Below are 21,263 nucleotides of genomic sequence, written 5' to 3' on the forward strand. Positions count from 1 at the left end.
TTCCTCTGCCTGATCAGCGATAAGTGATGTTAAGGGTGTATTGACTTGAGAAATTACCGGTCGGCGAAACGCTGGTATTCAATCGCGGCCGAAACCCCAGGCTAATCCTGTTGGCGCCTGGTGCGAGCGTTAACGTGCGCGGGCTATTGAAGGTCACGGCGCTATCGTTATCAGCCCAGGTGGCCGCCATCGACAGCCCGGCCAACGTGGTCGCAGAAACTCCCGCGCTGCCGCTGACGGCGGCTTGGGTCGGGACCAGCGTGGCAGTGACCTGAGTGCCTCTGATGCAGTTCATCGTGACGTTGGCCACTTGCTGGGTAGAGGCAAAGTCGTTGCTGTTCAACGTACCGAAAGAAAGGTTCATGGTTTTGGCCGACCCCAAGGAGCAGGCGGGTTGAGCCACGGTGTAACTGAGAACGATGGTCTGGAGATAGTCCGCGTAGTTTTCCCACCCGCCGATAGACGTATCGAAGAGGTTTAAACTCACCATGTAGTCGCCCGGAGTTGTCCCCGCAGAGCCCGCGAATAACACGTCATATGAAAACGTGTTGCCGACATACAAAGGCACGCAACTGGTCGGCACACAGGTTGTGCCGGTTGTTCCCATTCCGCCACTTTTAAGGAATTGGTTGCTGTTTGTATGAAACGCAACGAAGTCGGCACTTTTGCCTTGATTGTATTGCTGCGTAAACGAAAGGTTAGAACCTTTGGGATACCAGCGCGTCACTCGGCAGTTTGCCGTCATGTGTACTTGAATGTTCTCGGAAGGAGCCAGAGTTCCCAAATCAACGATGCCATGGCCACCTGTCGCGGTGCAGGTCATGTTGTTCTGGATAATCGCGAACGCTTGCTGACTTGCAAAACTGAACAACAAGCCGACTGACAACAGGATTGCGGTTGCCCATCTCGGGCGCCGGGGTTTTACAGTTGAGTCATGCATCGGGAGTACCTTGAGTGTCTGCCGGCATTGCCAGCTGTGCATCGCAACGGATCTGCAGTTGCCCGATGCCCGTTTCCGCCAGGTTGTAAGTGTTCAGATCCAACGCTTTGGAGCACCACGGCTTGCCATTGACGTTGATCAGCAGCTGCGCTTTGTCCGGCACGCCTGTCATGAACACCCGGCCTTTGTCTGCCACCATGGCGCTGTTCATCAAGACGCCATTGAGGTCAAACAGCTGAGCCTCGGCCGCAAAGGGCGCAGGCTTGCCATCGTTGGCGTTCACGCTAATCAACAGACGGCGGCCGTTGCGGGTTTCAAAGTTGGCCATGACAAACGCGCCGCGGTTAGGGGTGACTACCTGAACCAGGTTCGCGATATCGGTGTTGTCCGATAACGAGTCAGTGTTCAGCGCTATTTTGTTTTTACGGTAAGGCTGGGCGGAAGGAATAACCGTGTAGCCACTGCCGTTGGTTTTGATCCCGCTTTTGGTCAGTACGCCTACATCGCCGGCCCCCGGTGTGGCCACGATGATGTTGGTTTCGCCCAGAGGCTGGGTAAACATCAAGGTGTCACGCGTGGCAACAACCCCGCCTTCTACGCCGTAGTCCATCTGCCGGGTGCTTTGATCCCTGTTGTAAGAGCCGTGCCAAATGGCATTCGCTGCGTTGTAACGTGCGGCAATCGAACTGCCGAGCATGCGATCTTCATCACTGATCTGTTGATTGATGCCCACGCTGTAAGACAGTGCATCGTCCTTTAGTTGAGAGCCGCTGAACGTGGCGTTACGACTGGCATTGCCCGCCGAATCCTGATTGGTGCTCAGGCCAATCCGGCTGCTATTGCCTGGATTGCCCAACGGAATACTCACGCTCAACGACAGGCTGCGAACGTCATCGCCGGTGCCACTGTTCTGCGCCAACCCCACGTTGTAGGAAGCTCGGCCGACACTGAAGCTGTAGCCCAATTGAATCGAGGTATTGCTTTGGGCCCGGTTCCAATAGTCGGTTTTGGTCAGGTTGGCGTACATGCCGCCATAGCTGCCCAGTTGTTGCGAGACGTTGGCGGTAAAGCTGCTTTTCATGTGGCCACCCAGGTAAGGCGAAAAAGCACCGCTGTTGATCATGGTTTCATCGACATAGGGCGTCAGCGTGTTGTTGGCGCGCGCATCAATGGCCTCGTTAAAGCTGTAGTAACCGCTGGTGGAGTAGCGATAGCCCACCAGGCTGAAGCTGGTGTCCGTCAGGTCGATGGACTTGGAGTAGCGAAAACGGTACGACTGACCCGACAGGGTTTTGGCATCAGTGCCGATGTCATCGCTGATGGCATGGGTGATGTCCAGCGAGATGGCACCGAAACCGGCGAAGTCATGCGCAAAGCCCAAAAGTGCGGACTTGTATTGTTCGCTGACAATGCTGCCACCGAATAGGGTGGTGCCTTCGGTCAGGCCGCGGCGGTAAGTACCTTGTACAAATCCCGGTTTTTGCCTGTTGAGGGTGCCGTCAGCCGGGCGATATTGGCCTGCGGTCACGCTGTAGCTCTGCTGCCCTTCGCGCAGCATGTAAGGCACAGACGAGAACGACTGGATATACACCTGACGCTCACCATTGGGACCTTCAACGGTGACTTCGATATCACCGTTGTTCGAGGTCGAATACAGCCCCTTGAGTGCAAAGGGACCCGAGGGCACCCACTGTTCGCTGATGACGTAGCCGCGCTGGCGCAACGTTACCCGCGAGCGGCCGTTGGCCACGCCACGGATAACCGGGGCAAAATTGCGCGCATCATCGGGCAACATATCCAGATCAGAAGCGATGCCCACGCCGCGATAGGAGATCGTGTCAAACAGGTCACTGTCGGTTGAGCTTTCACCGATGGTGCCAATGGCCATCATGTTGCCCAGGTCGCGCTGGACATAGGTGTCCACCGATTTCCAGTTGCCTTCGACGTTGGTACTTTTTTGCCAGGTCGAGAAGTTGCGAAAGCGCCAGGCCCCACTGTTAAATCCGCTGTGCACACTGCCGAACTGGGATTGCCGGTTGCCGTTGCGGGTTTCGGACTGACTGCCGGAAAAACTGTAATTGGCAAACGCGACCTGCTCGCCATCACTCCAGTTTTTTCGACGAGACTCAAAGGGCACATCGCCAATAAATGCCTGAGGCACTTGCAGGTTCAGCTGCTGCTTGTTGAAGTCATAGTCGTAGGTGATACCGGTCAGTTCGCGATTGAAGTACACGCATTTGTCGCTGCTGATTTCGGCATCTTTCAAGCGTGCGGGATCAATACCCAACTCGGTCAGCGCCTGAAGACTGAAGCAGGGGAACAGGCCATTAGGGGTTGATACCTGACTGGCAGTTTCGCGAATAAAATTCATGTCCTGCTGCTCGATCGGCCGGTCATTCACTGAAAGGTCGACTCGGTAGATCCCAGGCAGTTGGCCCTGGCTCATGGCTTTTACTTGTTCAGCCACTTCGGCTGAAGCATTGCCACCACCAATTTCCAGAAAGGATGAGTCGAAGCTGTAATCTGCATGCGCGACGGTCGCTGTAAGACCGATAGCACCAAGGCTTGCAGTGCTCCAGGTTTTTACTCGGCGCGCGAAGGCGCACATGCGCAGTCGCAGCATGAGGAGGTCCTTCTATTCGACTATTCAATCAGGCATCAATGAACGGTGATGGGTGCTGCCTTGACGGTGCTGCCGTATTCATTGATGTAGGTGAGTTCCAGCTTGTCGCTGTTTTTCAGCGGTATCGCCGTAGTGACGGTACTGCCGGGTTTGATCACCTCAGGCATGCCTTGGCTCGCCTTGTTGTTAATCAGCAAATCACTGACGACCACGTTAAAACCTGACGGGTTGTGCACAGTCAGGTGTCCGCCTTCAGCACGCCATTGCAGTTTTTCCACAGTCTCTTGCAGAGAACCTTGCAAACCCGCGGGGCGGTAGAACAGTTTGATGGTGGTCTTGAGCGCAATCTGTAATACGTTCTGACTGCTCTGCTCGGTGCTCTTGGCCGGGATCGCTTTGACATTCAGCAGAAACAGGCTTTCTTTATCTGTTTGCAGGTTTTGCGCATTGGTCGCGATGATTCGCAGGATGTTCTGGCTTTTGGCGTCCAGACGAAACAAGGGCGGAGTGATGATGAATTCATCGGCACTCTCATCCCGATTTTCGTAAGGGCTGACCCAGGACTGCACCAGATACGGAACACCGTCTTCACCGGAGTTTGAAAGTGAAAGGTTGGCTTCTTTTTCCTTGCTTTGATAAATGACCCGCGTGGAGCCGACATTGACGCCCGCTTGAACTTGCGGCAGCCAGAAACCTGCTGCCAAAGCCAAAAAGGCTGCAACTTTTAAACGCATGAATATGTCCTCTGTTCAACGCCAGAGCCCGGGCCGGGCCACGGACTCCTGCGTTAAAAAAACGCGTTACTTGTAGGTAACGTCGAAGGTAGCCAGCGCATTGACCGTACCCGTTCCGATGCCGCGGGTATCAGGAGCGCCATCTGCACCCGGGGTATCAGCAACAAGACGTACGTAGGACGCCTTGAAGTCGAACGTGTTGGACTGTGGGCGCAACACGTAATCGGTGCTCGCCGTGTTCAATGGCAGTTTGTCGCCAGTACGGGCGTCGGCGATCTGGATACCGATACCTTTGACCTGGTTAGCGCCGACCATGCCCAGAACGGTGGCGTCCGTTGCAGCCTGTTGGCCGCTGAACTTGATTGAAGCGTTTTTCAGGGTCGAACCGCTGCAGTTCTCCAGAGAAATCGAGAACGGCGTTTCTCCGGCAGTGGCACCTACGGTGTTGGCGAAGTCAGCGATACGAACCTGGCCCATATCAACCGACTTTTTCACGCTTTCGCTGTTAATGGTGCAGGCGTTATCGTTAACAGTACCGGTGAATTCAACTTGGCCATCGGCCGCTTGAGTAGTAGCCGCTGCCATGGCGATCAGCAGCGTTGAACCACACAGAGCGGTGTATTTGCCGATTGTTTGAAACATGAGAGATATCCTCTACAAAGTTATGTGTCATATCCGTTTTTAACAGCCCCTCCCTGCCATGGGCTCGCCGCAGCAGGTGTTGCAAAGGATGCAACGTGCGGGTGGCGAACCCCATCAGACGATTCCTGTTTTAGAACGCTCTGTATCCTTGGTCTGTAAAGCTCTCGATAGGCACCTTCCATGAAGCAAGCAAAAGTACGCCTCGGTGCATTGGCACTGAGCTCACTCAGACTCAATAAACTGTTGTTCCTGCTGACCGGGCTGGCCCTGTTGCTGGTAAGCATGAGTTTTTGGGCGGTTAACCGGGTGTTGAAAGAAGAGAGTGAGAAAACCGATTTTCACTTTGCGCGGTTGATGGAAAGCATTCAGGAGCATGAAGCTTTTTTGCGCACTGCCGCAGAGAGCTATGGCCAAGGCGGTAAGAACCTGCTGCCGGATAGCAAACCGAGTTCACATATCGAGTTGATGAGCCAAGCCGATGAACGCCTGTTTCAGAACAGCGACACGGCCAAATCACTGCCTTTTACGGTCAGTCAGAGAGACAAGTTCACCTCTGATCAAATGACGGGGGTCTACTCGTTTGGCGTTCAATTAACCGATCTTTTTGCCGCGTACTGGTCCGAATCCTATTACGCAGCGCCGCAAGTGTTTGTGTTTTCACCAACGGCCCAGTTCACCATTGCAGTGCCTGGAATTCAGGGGGCGCGGCAGCTTCCACTGCTGCAGAAAGATAATTTCTTCGATATCACCAAGCGCCTGTATGACCAACTGATACCCCAAAGCCGGATGCTTGAGAACCAGCAATTACTATGGATGCGAGCCCCGGCGGGACTCATCCAAAAACGTAAATATATTGTGGGGGCTATCGGTGTTGACCTCTCACATCGCTTCCTGCCTGCGCCTGAGGATGATGACTCAGTCATACTGACCTCCCTATTGGATGTCAGCGATATCAATGATCTTGAGCGGTTATTGATGCGCTCCAGTAACAGTAGCCTGACCTTGATATCGCCTGCTGGTGATGTATTGCTTGGCAACGATCAGGATGTACAGGAACTGCCCTTTGGGTTGAGCTTTGAGTCCGACGGTTTGCACTTCAAGTTGAGTTCAGGCGGGGCGACCCCCTGGATCGGCTTATATACCATCAGCTACCAGAAGTTTTTTGGTTACGCCAAGTGGCCGTTGTCAGGCGCTGCAATTCTGGTCTTGCTGTTCGGGATCCTTGGTTGGTATCTGAACCGCTGGTATCGCTTGCGGATTATTGAACCTGCTCAACGCTCCAGTCAGTCGCTGGCTGAAAGTGAAGAGTTCAATCGAGTCATGCTCGACAATGCACCCGTCGGGCTGTGTGTGGTACTGCGCGATACGAGGGTCGTGTTGCTGGAAAATCAGCGTGCACAGCAATGGCAGGGCACATCTGAACTGATTGCCCTCTTGAGGCGCAATTATGCGAACCTCGAACCGGGTGAGGTTCAACTTGAGGTTGCCGGTCGTTATCTCCAGGTCTGTTTTGCCTTCACCCGTTACCAGGGCAGAGACGTCGTCCTGTGCGGTTTTAACGACATCACTCGGCATGTAGACGATGCCAATATGATGGAACAGGCACGGCGTTCTGCCGATGAGGCCAGCAAAGCCAAAACCCTGTTTCTGGCCACCATGAGCCATGAAATTCGCACACCGTTGTACGGCGTGCTCGGCAACCTTGAGTTGCTTGAAAGAACCCCTCTCAGTGAGCGTCAGCATGAATACCTGAACACGATCCAGCGTTCATCGGCCGTGTTGTTTCAACTCATCAGCGATGTATTGGATGTATCCAAGATCGAGTCCGGGCAAATGGCGGTCGAACCCAAAACGTTCAGTCCTCTGGATTTGTTTGAAGACGTCGTACGCAGCTATGCCGCAGCGGCAGGCAATAAAGGCCTGAAGATATTCGCCTGTGCGGACGCATCCTTACCGCCTCTGTTGTGCGGCGATGCTGTGCGAATCCGGCAAATCATTAACAACCTGCTGAGTAACGCGATCAAGTTTACTGACTTCGGTCGTGTAGTCCTCAGGCTGAAAGTGACGGACATCGAAGACGACCATGTGTCGCTGCAGTGGCAGGTGTCCGACACCGGAGTCGGGATCAGCGATCAGCAGTTGCCCCTCCTGTTCAAGCCTTTTTCTCAAGTGGGAGGAAGCGAGCGCTCTGGCGGCGCTGGGTTGGGTTTGTCTATCTGCGCTCGACTGAGTGAAATGATGGGCGCTAACTTGCGCGTGGTCAGCGAGCCCGGGTTGGGCAGCAGCTTCTCACTCCATATACGTTTGCCCGTGGTTAAAGGCACGTTGTCCAACTGTGCGGACATTGATCTTCATGGGGTGAGTCTCTATGTGCGAGCGCCGCTCAAGGATCTTGGGCAGAGCCTGATCGAATGGCTCAGCCTTTGGGGCGCAAGGGCTCAGACTTTGCCAGCGGCAGGCTATGAAGACAGCAATGCCGTATTACTGGACGTCGAGCCGGATCCACTGACGGCAGCGCCATGGTCAGGTGTGAGCGTCGTTGCAAAGGGAACTGCGACGAGTCAGCCGAAAAAGACTGCGTACGGCTGGGAGGTCAACGCTTATGACATCCGCGCTATTGCCAGAACCCTGATGCAATTGGCGCAAGGCGCCGCCCCTGAGCTGTGTTTCAAGGTCTCTCAGCCTGCTGAAGAACTGGATTTGAATGTGTTGGTTGCAGAAGACAACCCCGTTAACCGCGAGATTCTCAAGGAACAACTTGAGGCTCTTGGTGCTCGGGTTACCTTGGCTGAGGATGGCGAACAAGCCTTGCAGCGCTGGCAGGAGTCTGCATTCGATCTTGTTATCACCGACGTCAACATGCCCAAGCTCAATGGTTATCAGCTCACTCAACGCTTGCGCCATCTGGACCCGGACGTGCCGATTATTGGTGTAACCGCCAATGCCCTGCGTGAAGAGGGAGAACACTGTCTCGCGGTCGGGATGAATGCATGGTTGGTCAAACCCTTGAACCTCAAGACACTGCTTCAGACCTTGTCAGATTTTACCCGGCAACCTGCGCCCGTTGCTCCGCAGGGAGTCGAGGGAGATGCACCCGATCTACAAACTGATGATCTTGAAGGCTGGATGACACTATCGCCGGCCATGCACCGTTTGTTTGTCGCAACCATGCAAGAAGACCTGATGCAGGCCGAACTGGCCATGCAAGCGTCTGACAACTCAAAACTGGTTAGCCATTTGCATCGGATAAACGGATCGTTGGCCACGGTAGGTGCGCAGGATTTAGCGGCGGCGTGCAGTATTTGTGAAGTCACTTTGCTGCATGAGCGCTTGAATCCAGAGTCTGCCCGCGCGTTAGAAGGGCTGTTCAAGCGCTTACACAGTGCCGTGCTCAGAATGGTCGAGGGTGAATTGTATCCAAAAAGCTAATCGCAGTGGGGACTGACCGAGGCGTCTGGATGAACTACGCCGACAGGACATACTCAACCGCACTCCGATTTTGAAAAGCCCACAAATCGGCCCCCTCTCCCTCGGAAGAGGGCTGGCGTGAGGGGCGGCCCCAACACAGAACAAAAGCCGATCGCATGCTCTTCCACCACTCAACAGGATGAGCGCAAGCTCGGCTGCAGCTCTTGATCTTGATCCACCGGCCCCGTCGGCAGGCTTCGTTCCGGGATTGATCCGGGGGTGGGAGCGCAGCGACCGTTTGGCGAAGCCAAACACATCGAGAGGAGGTGCAGCGCAGCAAACCGGAGACGATGCGCCCGGATCAATCCCGGAACGAAGGAACCCCGAGCCCCAGCGAGTGGGCCGAACGTTGGGGCAAGCGTTTTTGGTTACTTTTTAGGCGTCCCCTGTAAAAAGTGACCCGCCGTAAGGGCGGAACCGCCAGCCGCAGCAACCGAAGAAACGGATATTCACACAACCAGCCAGAGCATGGTCGCCTGTCAGGGCGCCATCGCCAGCAGACTGGCTCCCACAGTGCAATGAAGTCGCCCCTCAAATCGCAGGCAACAAAAAACCCGCAGACAATCACTCATCTGCGGGTTTCCTGTTCAAGCGGCTATCAGAAATCTTCCAGCCGCCACACCTCATAAGCCGGCGTCTCATACGGATGACTGAGCTTCAACGCCGCCACAACATCAACGATCAACTCATCCGCCACCACAAGCTCAACCTTCCATTCCTCAACCTGCTCGACCTGCCCCGCCTCACCAATGAACGGCTGACTGCCGTCCAAAGGCCGAAACTGACCAGACCCGAGCACCTGCCAGGCACAGTGGTCATAGTCACCGATCCGCCCACCACCGGCAGCGAACACAGCCCCTTTGACCACCTCGACATGACTGTCAGGAACGAAAAACGCCAGCTTGTACACAGGCCTCAGTTCACCCACACGCGAGCATTACGGAACATACGCATCCAAGGTGCGTCTTCGTTCCAGTCTTCCGAACGCCACGAGTTCTGCACTGCGCGGAACACACGTTCCGGGTGCGGCATCATGATCGTCACACGGCCATCACGGCTGGTGAGACCGGTAATCCCGCGCGGCGAGCCGTTCGGGTTGGCCGGATACGATTCAGTGACCTTGCCGTGGTTGTCGACGAAACGCATCGCCACGCAACCCGACAGATCGGCTTCCAGCAGTGCTTCTTCGCTGGAGAACTCGGCGTGACCTTCACCGTGAGCGATGGCGATCGGCATACGCGAACCGGCCATGCCTTGCAGGAAGATCGAGTTCGACTCCTGAACCTGCACCATCGCCACACGCGCTTCGAACTGCTCGGAGCGGTTGCGCACGAAGTGCGGCCAGAACTCACTGCCCGGAATCAGCTCGTGTAGGTTGGACATCATCTGGCAACCGTTGCAAACGCCGAGGGTGAAGCTGTCGTTGCGCTCGAAGAAACCCTGGAACGCATCGCGGGCGCGGCTATTGAACAGTGCCGACTTGGCCCAGCCCTCACCGGCGCCGAGTACGTCGCCGTAGGAGAAACCGCCGCAAGCCACCAGGCCTTTGAACTCGTTCAGGTCGACACGGCCGGCCAGAATGTCGCTCATGTGCACGTCGATCGCGTTGAAACCGGCGCGGTCGAACGCGGCGGCCATTTCCACCTGACCGTTGACGCCCTGCTCACGCAGCACGGCAACCTGTGGGCGGATGCCTTTCTTGATGTAAGGCGCGGCGATGTCCTGATTGACGTCGTAGCTCAGCTTGACGCTCAGGCCCGGGTTGTCTTCTTCCAGCAGCACGTCGAACTCTTGTTCGGCGCAGTCGGCGTTGTCGCGCAGACGCTGGATCTGGTAGCTGGTCTCAGCCCAGGTACGTTGCAGCAGACGACGCTGGCCTTCGAACACGGTGTCACCGTTGAAGGTGATGTTGATCTGGCCGTTGTTCATTGGCTGACCGATCACCGACACGCAGTCGCCCAGACCGGCAGCGCTGAACTGCGCGAGGATGTCTGGCGTGGCGTCCTGACGAACCTGGATCACGGCACCCAGTTCTTCGTTGAACAGGATCGCGGCGATGTCAGCCGAGGTTTCAGCCAGACCATCAAGGTTCAGGCTCAGACCGCAGTGACCGGCGAAGGCCATTTCCACGACGCTGGTCAGCAGACCACCGTCGGAACGGTCGTGGTAAGCCAGCAGGTGACCGTCGGCGTTGAGGCCCTGGATCACCGCGAAGAAAGCTTTGAGATCTTCAGCATCATCGACGTCCGGTGCTTGCGAACCGAGCTTGCCGTGCACCTGAGCGAGGATCGAGGCGCCCATGCGATTCTGACCGCGACCGAGGTCAATCAGGATCAGGTCGGTTGTGCCCTTGTCCATGCGCAGTTCCGGGGTCAGGGTCTGACGGATGTCAGCCACTGGCGCGAAACCGGTCACGATCAACGACATTGGCGAGGTCACGGTTTTTTCTTCACCGTTGTCATTCCAGCGCGTGGCCATGGACATCGAGTCCTTGCCCACCGGAATGGTGATGCCCAGCTCAGGGCACAGTTCCATGCCGACCGCTTTCACGGTGTCGTACAGACGTGCATCTTCGCCCGGGTGGCCGGCGGCGGACATCCAGTTCGCCGACAATTTGATGTCGGAGATCTTGTTGATGCGCGAGGCGGCAATGTTGGTCAGGGTTTCACCGATGGCCATGCGGCCCGACGCCGGAGCGTCCAGCAGAGCCAGCGGAGTGCGCTCGCCCATCGCCATCGCTTCACCGGTGTACACGTCGAAACTGGTGGCGGTAACAGCAACGTCGGCCACCGGAACCTGCCATGGGCCGACCATTTGGTCACGGGCAACGAGGCCGGTGATGGTGCGGTCGCCGATGGTGATCAGGAAGCTCTTGCTCGCAACAGCCGGGTGATGCAGAACGCGCTCGATGCTTTCGGTGATGTCGAGATTCGACGGATCGAAGTCATCACCCAACTCGGCTTCACGAACAACCGAACGGTGCATGCGCGGGGCTTTGCCCAGCAACACTTCCAGTGGCATGTCCACCGGGTTGTTGCCGAAGTGGCTGTCGGTGACGGTCAGTTGCGGTTCGGCGGTGGCTTCACCAACGACGGCAAACGGGCAACGCTCACGTTCGCAAATCGCCTGGAAGCGCGCGAAGTCTTCAGGGCCGACGGCCAGAACATAGCGTTCCTGGGATTCGTTACTCCAGATTTCGTGCGGGGCCATGCCCGGCTCGTCGTTTGGAATGTTGCGCAGTTCGAAACGACCACCGCGCTCGCCATCGTTGACCAGTTCCGGGAAGGCGTTGGACAGACCGCCCGCGCCGACGTCGTGGATGAAGCTGATAGGGTTCTTGTCACCCAATTGCCAGCAACGGTCGATCACTTCCTGGCAGCGACGCTCCATCTCAGGGTTTTCACGCTGTACGGAGGCGAAGTCCAGATCCGCCGAGCTGGTGCCGGTGGCCATGGAGGAAGCCGCGCCGCCGCCCAGACCGATCAACATCGCCGGGCCGCCGAGCACGATCAGCTTGGAGCCAACGACGATTTCTCCTTTCTTGACGTGTTCTTCGCGAATGTTACCCATACCGCCGGCCAGCATGATCGGCTTGTGGTAACCGCGAACTTCGTCACCGTGCGGCGTGGTAATCGATTGTTCGAAGGTACGGAAGTAACCCGTCAGGGCCGGACGACCGAATTCGTTATTGAACGCGGCGCCACCGAGCGGGCCTTCGATCATGATGTCGAGGGCAGTAACGATGCGCTCAGGCTTGCCGTACGGCACTTCCCACGGCTGTTCGAAGCCCGGGATCTGCAGGTTGGATACGGTGAAACCGGTAAGGCCAGCCTTTGGCTTGGCGCCACGACCGGTTGCGCCTTCGTCACGGATCTCGCCGCCAGAACCGGTGGATGCGCCCGGGAAAGGGGCAATCGCGGTCGGGTGGTTGTGGGTTTCAACCTTCATCAGGATGTGCACCGGCTCCTGCACCGCGCCGTACTGGCGGGTTTCAGGGTTCGGGAAGAAACGGCCGGCAACGTTGCCGACGATCACCGAGGCGTTGTCCTTATAAGCCGACAGAACGCCTTCGCTGTGCATCACGTAGGTGTTCTTGATCATGCCGAACAGGCTTTTTTCCTGGTTTTCACCATCAATATCCCAACTGGCGTTGAAGATCTTGTGGCGGCAATGCTCGGAGTTGGCCTGGGCGAACATCATCAGTTCGATGTCGTGCGGGTTGCGCTTCAAACCGTTGAAGGCGTTGACCAGATAGTCGATTTCGTCTTCAGCCAAGGCCAGGCCCAGTTCGGTGTTGGCCTTTTCCAGCGCGGCGCGACCGCCGCCGAGGATGTCGATCGCCGTCAGCGGCTTCGGCTCGGCGTGGCTGAACAGACCGGCTGCCTGCTCAAGGTTGCCGAGGACGATTTGCGTCATGCGGTCATGCAATACATCAGCAATCTGCTGCGCTTGGGCGTCGCTGAACTGACCGGCAACGTAGAACGCGATGCCGCGCTCCAGACGCTGGATCTTGCTCAGGCCGCAGTTGCGGGCAATGTCGCTGGCCTTGCTCGACCATGGCGAGATGGTACCGAACCGCGGCAACACCAGGAACAGACGGCCGGTCGGCTCTTGAACCGGAACACTTGGACCGTACTTCAGAAGGCGCGCAAGCACCTGCTGTTCGTCGCCGGTCAGGACGCCGGTAACTTCGGCGAAGTGAGCGAATTCAGCATATAAGCCACTGACAGCCGAAACTTTCTGGCTCAGTTGCTCAAGGAGTTTGCTGTGGCGAAAGGCAGAAAGGGCAGGAGCGCCGCGCAGGATCAACATCTTCGGGACAGCCTCGGGAAGGGGTGTGCTTTGAGGCCGTGCATTCTAGCCTAAACCGCCCTCAACATCACCCGAAACGCTACGCACGGTTGCACTCGGGTGTCGATCTGTGTTTCTGCCTCGATAGTCAAATTTACGGGGCAAGTGAACAACGTTAATTTTTACTGTAACAAAATGCCCTTCAGGCCCGTTTCTGCGGGGTTTCGGCTGGTTTTGTGATCTCTAGCAGAGTCGCCCTGCACTGTCGAGATATGGCGCCCGCAGTCCTTTGCGTATACTGCGCAAATGTTTTTCCCAACGGCTTTGCGTCCGCGGTACGCCAAATGGCTGATCGCAACCGGACTCTTCCTGATGCTCGGCGGCTGTGTTGATAAACCCAACACACTCGAGCGTGTAAAGGAGGATGGCGTGCTGCGGGTGATTACCCGAAACAGCCCCGCCACCTACTTCCAGGATCGCAGTGGTGAAACCGGCTTCGAATACGAGCTGGTGAAGCGCTTTGCCGACGATTTGGGTGTCGAACTGAAAATCGAGACCGCCGACAATCTTGACGACCTCTTCAACCAGATCGGCAAACCCAACGGGCCGGTACTGGCGGCTGCCGGTCTGGTCAGCAGCGACCAGCGCAAGCAGCAGGTGCGATTCTCCCACTCCTACCTCGAAGTCACTCCGCAGATCATCTATCGCAACGGCCAGTCGCGGCCGACCGACGCCGCGGATCTGGTCGGCAAGAAGATCATGGTGCTCAAGGGCAGTACCCACGCCGAGCAACTGGCCGAGCTGAAACAGAAATTTCCCGGCATCGAATACGAAGAGTCCGACGCTGTCGAGGTGGTCGACCTGTTGCGCATGGTCGATGAAGGCCAGATCGACCTGACGTTGGTCGACTCCAACGAAGTGGCGATGAATCAGGTGTATTTCACCAACATCCGCGTGGCCTTCGACCTTGGCGACGCGCGCAGCCAGAGTTGGGCGGTAGGCCCGGGCGAAGACAACAGCCTGCTCAACGAGATCAACAACTATCTGGACAAGGTGCAAAAGAACGGCACCTTGCAGCGCTTGAAAGACCGCTACTACGGTCACGTTGACGTGCTCGGTTATATGGGCGCCACCACGTTTGCCCAGCACTTGCAGCAGCGCCTGCCGAAATACGAACAACACTTCAAGAACTACGCGAAGAAAGAGAAAGTCGACTGGCGCCTGCTCGCAGCCGTCGGTTATCAGGAATCGCTATGGCAACCGACGGTCACCTCGAAAACCGGCGTGCGCGGCTTGATGATGCTGACCCAGAACACCGCTCAGGCGATGGGTGTATCCAACCGCCTCGATCCGAAGCAGAGCATCATGGGCGGCGCCAAGTACCTGGCTTATATGAAGGAGCAGCTTGATGACTCGATCAAGGAGCCGGATCGCACCTGGTTTGCACTGGCGGCGTACAACGTCGGCAGCGGTCATCTGGATGACGCGCGCAAACTGACGGCCAAGGAAGGTCTGAATCCGGACAAGTGGCTGGACGTAAAGAAAATCCTGCCACGTCTGTCGCAGAAGCAGTGGTACAGCAAAACCCGCTACGGCTACGCCCGAGGCGGCGAGCCCGTGCATTTCGTGGCGAACATCCGTCGTTACTACGACATCCTGACCTGGGTGACCCAACCGCAGCTTGAGGGTGATCAAGTGGCCGAGGGCAACCTGCATGTGCCGGCGATCGACAAGTCCAAGCCTGCGCAAGAACCTGCCCCACTTTAAAAAACACCCCAAAAACAAATGTGGGAGCGAGCCTGCTCGCGAAGGCGTCGTGTCAGTCGATATCATCTTTGACTGATACACCGCTTTCGCGAGCAGGCTCGCTCCCACAGGTGGGGTTGCGTTGCCGCTTAGTGTTTGGCAGCCGCCAGAATCAGCGCTTTCATCTCAGCCACTGCAGACTTGAAACCCACGAACAACGCATGCGCCACCAGCGCATGGCCGATGTTCAATTCGTTGATGCCCTTGATCGCCGCCACCGCTTCAACGTTGTGGTAGTGCAGACCGTGACCGGCATTGACGATGAGCCCCTGCGCCAGACCAAACGCCACACCGTCCGCCACACGCTTCAACTCTTCAGCGATTTGCGTCGGGGTTTCAGCGTCGGCATAGCGTCCGGTGTGCAGTTCAATCGCCGGTGCGCCAACACGTTTGGACGCAGCAATCTGACGCTCGTCGGCGTCGATGAACAGCGACACTTCGCTGCCGATTTTCGACAGACGCTCAACCGCTGCCTTGATCCGCGCTTCCTGCCCCGCCACGTCAAGACCGCCTTCAGTGGTCAGTTCCTGACGGGTTTCCGGTACCAGGCAGATGTGCGCCGGACGGATAAGCTCGGCGAACACCATCATTTCTTCGGTGACGCCCATTTCGAAGTTCATGCGGGTTTGCAGCACATCCTTGAGCAGCAGCACATCGCGTTCTTGAATGTGGCGGCGATCTTCACGCAGGTGCACAGTGATGCCGTCGGCGCCCGCCTCTTCCGCGTCCAGCGCAGCCTTGACCGGATCCGGATAGCGCGTGCCACGGGCCTGACGCAGGGTGGCGACGTGGTCGATGTTCACGCCAAGAAGAATGCGATTGCTGGTGGTCACGGATGCGCTCCTGAATTGAGAGATTCGGCGCACAGCATACGGTGAGATCAGGGCTTGCGAAACAGTTCGCGACTGACGAGGGGGCGGCCGCCCAAGTGAACGGCCAATGCCTGACGCATCAAACGCTTGGCAGCGGACAAAGCACCGGAGGCCGACCAATCGGCTTCAGCCATGGCCAGCAGTTCGGTGCCATTGAACAGCCCCGGTTGCAACAGATAGACGCGCTCAAGCCCTGCATCCACTTGCAGGCGATAAAGTCCGTCCGGCGCGACAGGTTCGCCGTGAACATCAGTGTTCATGGAAAATCCGTAGCCAAGATCATCCAACAATCGCCATTCGAAGGAGCGCAGCAAGGGTTCCAGCGGTCGACCTTCAGCCAGGGCCGACAGCGTGGCGGCGTAGTGATCGAACACTGCCGGATGCGGATCTTCGGCGGGCAGCAAGCGAATCAACAGTTCGTTGAGATAGAGGCCGCTGAACAGTGCCTCGCCAACCATCCAGGTCGCGGTTCCGGCACTCTCCATGCGCCCGACGTTCTTCAGTTCACCCTTGCCGCGAAACTCCACTTCCAGCGGCACGAATGGCCGCGCCAGTGTCCCGGCCTTGCCCCGCGCACTGCGCAACACCGCCCGCAGCCGACCTTGCGGCGTGAGGAAGTCCACCAAAGCGCTGGTTTCGCGGTAGGCGCGCGAGTGGAGGACGTAGGCGGGTTGGGCGGGAGGTGGGCTTTGCGACATTGAGTTCTCGATGAAGAAACGCAGTTTTACACACAACCCAAAACCACTGTGGGAGCGAGCCTGCTCGCGAAAGCGGAGTGACAGTCAACATCAATGCTGAATGTTACATCCTCTTCGCGAGCAGGCTCGCTCCCACAGTGAGTATCGGTGTTCTTGAAATCAGTGCTTACAAGTCGCCGTAACCCAGCGAACGCAATGCACGCTCGTCGTCGGACCAGCCGCCCTTCACCTTGACCCACAGGTTGAGCATGATCTTGGAGTCGAACAGCAGCTCCATGTCCTTGCGCGCTTCGGTGCCAATGCGTTTGATGCGCTCGCCCTTGTCGCCGATGATGATCTTCTTCTGGCCATCACGCTCAACGAGGATCAAGGCGTGGATGTGCAGAGTCTTGCCCTGCTGCTTGAACTCTTCGATCTCGACGGTGATCTGGTACGGCAGCTCGGCGCCCATCTGACGCATGATTTTCTCGCGCACCAGTTCGGCGGCAAGGAAACGGCTGCTGCGGTCGGTGATCTGGTCTTCGGGGAAGAAGTGATCATTTTCCGGCAGGTGGTTGGCAATCACCTTTTCCAGTGCTTCAAGGTTATGCCCGTGCTGTGCTGAAATCGGGATGATCTGCGCGTTCGGCAGCTGTTCCTGCAACCACGACAGGTGCGGCATCAGCTCGGCCTTGTCTTCGATGCGGTCGGTCTTGTTCAGCGCGACGATCAGCGGGCCGGTCACGTACTGCACGCGCTCCAGAACCATCTGGTCTTCGTCGGTCCACTTGGTGCGGTCGACCACGAAGATCACCACGTCGACGTCTTTCAACGCCGCCGAAGCGGTCTTGTTCATGTAGCGGTTCAGCGCCTTTTCGCCACCCTTGTGCATGCCGGGGGTGTCGACGTAGATCGCTTGCACGTCACCCTCGGTCTTGATCCCGAGCATGTTGTGGCGAGTGGTCTGCGGCTTGCGCGAGGTGATCGCGAGCTTCTGGCCCAGGATGTGGTTCAGCAGCGTGGACTTGCCCACGTTGGGACGGCCGACGATGGCAACATAGCCACAGCGAGTTGCGTTTGTATCAGTCATTGCCATTCTCCACGCCCAGGGCAATCAGTGCTGCGGCGGCCGCTACCTGTTCGGCAATACGACGGCTCACACCCTGACCTCGGCTTTTTTCATTCAGTAAGACAACTTCGCATTCGACGAAGAAGGTTCGGCAGTGCGGCTCACCCTGGATATCCACCACTTCGTAACGTGGCAGGTCGCAACCGCGCGATTGCAGATGTTCCTGCAGGCGGGTCTTGGGATCCTTGTTGGTGTCGACCAGCGTCAGGCCTTCGAACTCGCCGGCCAGCCAGGCCAGTACGCGTTCGCGGGCGACGTCCATGCCGGCGTCGAGGTAAATCGCACCGATCAGCGCTTCAAGGGCATCGGCCAGAATCGATTCGCGACGAAAACCGCCGCTTTTCAGTTCTCCGGAACCCAGACGCAGATAATCGCCGAGGTCGAAACCGCGAGCCAGTACGGCCAGCGTCTCACCTTTCACCAAACGTGCGCGCAAACGCGACAACTGGCCTTCGCGGGCGAGCGGGAAGCGATCAAACAGTGCTTCGCCGGCGACGAAATTGAGGATGGCATCACCGAGGAATTCCAGGCGTTCGTTGTTGCGCCCGGCAAAACTGCGGTGCGTAAGGGCCAGGAGCATCAACTCCTGATCCTTGAAGGTGTAACCGAGCTGACGCTCGAGACGGCTTAATGAGGCGCTCACGGTTTACCCACGCTGTGTTCAAAGCTGGATTCCACCGCCATCGCCGGGATACGGCGCAGGCCTGGGACAATTAACGCTGTGTTCAAAAATTAAATCCTGGCGATAGCGAAGCCGATTGTGTCGACTCCAGAAATGCATTCGGCGCTGTGGTCAACAGCGCCGTGTGTGATTACTTGATCAGGCCAACCCGCGAGAAATTCGGCAGGTGGCTGAGTTTCGGTTCCGGCCAGCTCATCCAGACCGCGAAGGCCTTGCCGACGATATTCTGGTCGGGAACCATGCCCAGCAGATCCTTGGGAATGTTCGGATCATCCCAGTAACGGCTGTCGTTCGAGTTGTCGCGGTTGTCACCCATCATGAAGTAGTGCCCGGCAGGCACTGTCCACGTACGATCCGGGGGGGTGCGGTAGCGGCTCATTTCCTTGCGGATAAGGTGCTCGGCAGCGCCGAGTTTTTCCTTGTAGAGCTCTGCGCTGCCCAGAGTGCCCGGCTCGGAGCCGACCAGTTGCTCGGCAATCGACTCGCCATTGACGAACAGACGCTTGTCAGCGGTGTACCGCACGGTATCGCCCGGCAGGCCCACTACACGCTTGATGTAGTTGACGGCAGGGTCGCTCGGGTAGCGGAACACCATCACATCGCCACGCTGAGGATCACCGACTTCGATGATTTTCTTGTCGATCACCGGCAGGCGGATCCCGTAAGAAAACTTGTTCACCAGAATGAAGTCGCCGACGTCCAGGGTCGGCTTCATCGAGCCGGATGGGATCTGGAACGGTTCCACCAGGAACGAACGCAGCACCAGCACGATGAACAACACCGGGAAGAACGACTTGCCGTATTCAACCAGCAGCGGTTCCTTGTTCAGTTTCTCGACCACCACCCCGTCAGGCTGGCTGACGCTGCCCTGATAGGAGGCAATGGCAGCACGCCGACGCGGCGCGAGGATCAACAGATCAAGCAACGCCAACAGGCCGCAGACGAACACGGCGATGACCAGCAACAGCGGGAAATTTAGTGACATAGGACCTAACTATCCAACCTGAGCACTGCAAGGAAGGCTTCTTGTGGAATTTCCACGTTGCCGACCTGCTTCATGCGTTTCTTACCGGCCTTTTGCTTCTCCAGCAGTTTCTTCTTACGGCTGACGTCACCACCGTAGCATTTGGCCAATACGTTCTTTCTGAGTGCCTTGACGGTTGTCCGGGCAACGATCTGACCACCGATGGCGGCCTGGATCGCTACGTCGAACATCTGACGCGGAATCAGTTCTTTCATCTTCTCGGTCAACTGGCGACCTTTGTAGTGCGAGTTGTCACGGTGCACGATCAACGCCAGGGCATCGACCTTGTCGCCGTTGATCAGCACATCCAGTTTCACCAGATTAGCCGATTGGTAACGATCGAAATGGTAGTCCAGCGAAGCATAGCCGCGGCTGGTGGATTTGAGACGGTCGAAGAAGTCCAGGACCACTTCGTTCATCGGCAGGTCGTAGGTGACCTGCACCTGATTGCCGAGGAACAGCATGTCGACTTGAACGCCACGCTTCTCGATGCACAGGGTGATGACGTTGCCCAAGTGTTCCTGCGGCACCAGAATATTGGCCCGCACGATCGGCTCGCGCATGTCTTCGATCGACGACACATCCGGAAGCTTGGATGGGTTGTCGACGTAAATCGTTTCACCGGTTTTGAGCAGCAGCTCGAAAATCACCGTCGGCGCCGTGGTAATCAGGTCCAGGTTGTACTCGCGCTCGAGTCGCTCCTGGATGATTTCCATGTGCAGCATGCCGAGGAAGCCGCAACGGAAGCCGAAGCCCAGTGCGTCGGAGCTTTCCGGGGTGTACTGCAGCGACGAGTCGTTGAGGGTCAGCTTCTGCAACGCTTCGCGGAAATCTTCGAAGTCGTCGGAGCTGACCGGGAACAGACCGGCGTAAACCTGCGGCTGAATGCGCTTGAAGCCTGGCAGCACTTCAACGTCCGGCGTCGAGCTCAGCGTCAGGGTGTCACCCACCGGCGCACCGTGAATGTCCTTGATGCTGGCGATGATGAAGCCCACTTCGCCGGCCTTCAGATCAGCCGTGGCGGTATGTTTCGGGTTGAACACGCCAACGCTGTCGACCAGATGGATCTTGCCGGTGGACTTGACGAGGATCTTGTCGCCCTTCTTCACGCGGCCATGACGGACACGCACCAGGGAAACAACGCCCAGGTAATTGTCGAACCAGGAATCGATGATCAACGCTTGCAGCGGATCTTCGATATTGCCGGTTGGCGCAGGAATGGTGTGCACCAGACGCTCGAGCACTTCGTCGACACCCAGGCCGGTCTTGGCGCTGCAGGTGACGGCGTCAGTGGCGTCGATGCCGATGATCTTCTCGATCTCGTCCTTGACGCGATCAGGGTCGGCCTGTGGCAGGTCGATCTTGTTCAGTACCGGCATGACCTCAAGGCCCTGCTCGATCGCGGTGTAGCAGTTGGCCACTGACTGGGCTTCAACACCCTGCCCCGCGTCGACGACCAGCAATGCACCTTCGCAAGCGGCCAGGGAACGGCTGACTTCGTAGGTGAAGTCGACGTGGCCCGGGGTGTCAATGAAGTTCAGCTGATATTTGATGCCGTCTTTGGCGGTGTAATAAAGGGTGACGCTGTGGGCCTTGATGGTGATCCCGCGTTCACGCTCCAGATCCATGGAATCCAGTACCTGGGCTTCCATTTCACGCTCGGCCAGGCCGCCGCACATCTGGATGAAGCGATCGGCCAGCGTCGACTTGCCATGGTCAATGTGGGCGATGATGGAGAAATTGCGGATATGACTCAAATCACTCACGGATCAACACTCAAAAAGGCTGCAGGCATAGCCCGCCGAAAAATAGCCGGGAATTGTACCTGATACACGGCGCAAGCGTCACGTTCACCTGTCACCCGGATTGCATGCA

At 57.3% G+C, this 21,263-nt stretch carries 14 protein-coding genes; 2 read left to right on the top strand and 12 right to left on the bottom strand.

Going from position 1 to position 21,263, the window contains the following annotated elements:
* Nucleotides 1–13: 13 nt before the first annotated feature.
* From H8B20_RS22475 to H8B20_RS22490, 4 genes are all read right to left on the bottom strand, one after another.
* Nucleotides 14–940, bottom strand: a complete 927-nt coding sequence (locus H8B20_RS22475) for a fimbrial protein (protein WP_210624679.1) — start codon at nt 938–940, stop codon at nt 14–16.
* A complete protein-coding gene (locus tag H8B20_RS22480) occupies nt 933–3,563 on the bottom strand; it encodes a fimbria/pilus outer membrane usher protein (RefSeq protein ID WP_210624680.1) in 2,631 nt (876 codons plus the stop codon). Before H8B20_RS22480 ends, H8B20_RS22475 begins: the two co-directional genes overlap by 8 nt.
* 35 nt (nt 3,564–3,598) lie before the next feature.
* The gene (locus H8B20_RS22485) at nt 3,599–4,297 is read right to left on the bottom strand and encodes a fimbrial biogenesis chaperone (protein WP_047299846.1); all 699 of its coding nucleotides are present in this window, start codon (nt 4,295–4,297) and stop codon (nt 3,599–3,601) included.
* Nucleotides 4,298–4,363: 66 nt separating this feature from the next.
* On the bottom strand, nt 4,364–4,939 hold the full coding sequence (locus H8B20_RS22490; protein WP_042557796.1) for a fimbrial protein: 576 nt from the start codon (nt 4,937–4,939) through the stop codon (nt 4,364–4,366).
* A gap of 180 nt (nt 4,940–5,119) precedes the next feature.
* Between H8B20_RS22490 and H8B20_RS22495 the strand changes: the two genes are divergently transcribed.
* Entirely contained in the window at nt 5,120–8,368 is a 3,249-nt protein-coding gene (locus tag H8B20_RS22495; protein ID WP_210624681.1) for a response regulator, read from the top strand.
* Between the two features lie 637 nt (nt 8,369–9,005).
* On the opposite strand, the gene H8B20_RS22500 is transcribed toward H8B20_RS22495, so the two are convergent.
* On the bottom strand, nt 9,006–9,317 hold the full coding sequence (locus H8B20_RS22500; protein WP_210624682.1) for a YqfO family protein: 312 nt from the start codon (nt 9,315–9,317) through the stop codon (nt 9,006–9,008).
* A gap of 5 nt (nt 9,318–9,322) precedes the next feature.
* Nucleotides 9,323–13,219 carry a phosphoribosylformylglycinamidine synthase gene (purL, locus tag H8B20_RS22505; RefSeq protein WP_042557792.1) on the bottom strand — a complete coding sequence of 1,299 codons (3,897 nt, stop codon included), beginning with the start codon at nt 13,217–13,219 and terminating at the stop codon, nt 9,323–9,325.
* A gap of 285 nt (nt 13,220–13,504) precedes the next feature.
* On the opposite strand from purL, the gene mltF reads away from it, so the two are divergent.
* The gene (gene mltF / locus H8B20_RS22510) at nt 13,505–14,965 is read left to right on the top strand and encodes a membrane-bound lytic murein transglycosylase MltF (RefSeq protein WP_210624683.1); all 1,461 of its coding nucleotides are present in this window, start codon (nt 13,505–13,507) and stop codon (nt 14,963–14,965) included.
* 128 nt (nt 14,966–15,093) lie between these two features.
* On the opposite strand, the gene pdxJ is transcribed toward mltF, so the two are convergent.
* From pdxJ to lepA, 6 genes are all read right to left on the bottom strand, one after another.
* Nucleotides 15,094–15,837 (bottom strand): pyridoxine 5'-phosphate synthase, encoded by a 744-nt coding sequence (gene pdxJ, locus H8B20_RS22515; protein ID WP_042557791.1) that lies wholly within the window; start codon nt 15,835–15,837, stop codon nt 15,094–15,096.
* 47 nt (nt 15,838–15,884) lie between these two features.
* The gene (gene recO, locus H8B20_RS22520) at nt 15,885–16,574 is read right to left on the bottom strand and encodes a DNA repair protein RecO (protein ID WP_210624684.1); all 690 of its coding nucleotides are present in this window, start codon (nt 16,572–16,574) and stop codon (nt 15,885–15,887) included.
* A 166-nt stretch (nt 16,575–16,740) separates the two neighbouring features.
* Nucleotides 16,741–17,643 carry a GTPase Era gene (gene era, locus H8B20_RS22525; RefSeq protein ID WP_042557789.1) on the bottom strand — a complete coding sequence of 301 codons (903 nt, stop codon included), beginning with the start codon at nt 17,641–17,643 and terminating at the stop codon, nt 16,741–16,743.
* Nucleotides 17,636–18,325: a ribonuclease III gene (rnc, locus tag H8B20_RS22530; protein ID WP_042557788.1), complete on the bottom strand. Its 690-nt coding sequence runs from the start codon at nt 18,323–18,325 to the stop codon at nt 17,636–17,638. The genes era and rnc overlap by 8 nt, the downstream gene beginning before the upstream one ends.
* A gap of 169 nt (nt 18,326–18,494) precedes the next feature.
* Nucleotides 18,495–19,349, bottom strand: a complete 855-nt coding sequence (gene lepB, locus H8B20_RS22535) for a signal peptidase I (RefSeq protein ID WP_042557787.1) — start codon at nt 19,347–19,349, stop codon at nt 18,495–18,497.
* Between the two features lie 5 nt (nt 19,350–19,354).
* Nucleotides 19,355–21,154 carry a translation elongation factor 4 gene (lepA, locus tag H8B20_RS22540; protein WP_042557786.1) on the bottom strand — a complete coding sequence of 600 codons (1,800 nt, stop codon included), beginning with the start codon at nt 21,152–21,154 and terminating at the stop codon, nt 19,355–19,357.
* Nucleotides 21,155–21,263 lie beyond the last annotated feature (109 nt).

Origin of the sequence: Pseudomonas sp. P42, from assembly GCF_017973755.1 — a bacterium.
In the GTDB taxonomy this organism is placed as follows: Bacteria; Pseudomonadota; Gammaproteobacteria; order Pseudomonadales; family Pseudomonadaceae; genus Aquipseudomonas; species Aquipseudomonas iridis.

What these genes read in the sequence shown, in the direction of transcription:
- H8B20_RS22475 (WP_210624679.1), bottom strand. Translation starts at nt 940, where the DNA reads ATGCATGACTCAACTGTAAAACCCCGGCGCCCGAGATGGGCAACCGCA.
- H8B20_RS22480 (WP_210624680.1), bottom strand. Translation starts at nt 3,563, where the DNA reads ATGCTGCGACTGCGCATGTGCGCCTTCGCGCGCCGAGTAAAAACCTGG.
- H8B20_RS22485 (WP_047299846.1), bottom strand. Translation starts at nt 4,297, where the DNA reads ATGCGTTTAAAAGTTGCAGCCTTTTTGGCTTTGGCAGCAGGTTTCTGG.
- H8B20_RS22490 (WP_042557796.1), bottom strand. Translation starts at nt 4,939, where the DNA reads ATGTTTCAAACAATCGGCAAATACACCGCTCTGTGTGGTTCAACGCTG.
- H8B20_RS22495 (WP_210624681.1), top strand. Translation starts at nt 5,120, where the DNA reads ATGAAGCAAGCAAAAGTACGCCTCGGTGCATTGGCACTGAGCTCACTC.
- purL (WP_042557792.1), bottom strand. Translation starts at nt 13,219, where the DNA reads ATGTTGATCCTGCGCGGCGCTCCTGCCCTTTCTGCCTTTCGCCACAGC.
- mltF (WP_210624683.1), top strand. Translation starts at nt 13,505, where the DNA reads ATGTTTTTCCCAACGGCTTTGCGTCCGCGGTACGCCAAATGGCTGATC.
- recO (WP_210624684.1), bottom strand. Translation starts at nt 16,574, where the DNA reads ATGTCGCAAAGCCCACCTCCCGCCCAACCCGCCTACGTCCTCCACTCG.
- era (WP_042557789.1), bottom strand. Translation starts at nt 17,643, where the DNA reads ATGACTGATACAAACGCAACTCGCTGTGGCTATGTTGCCATCGTCGGC.
- lepB (WP_042557787.1), bottom strand. Translation starts at nt 19,349, where the DNA reads ATGTCACTAAATTTCCCGCTGTTGCTGGTCATCGCCGTGTTCGTCTGC.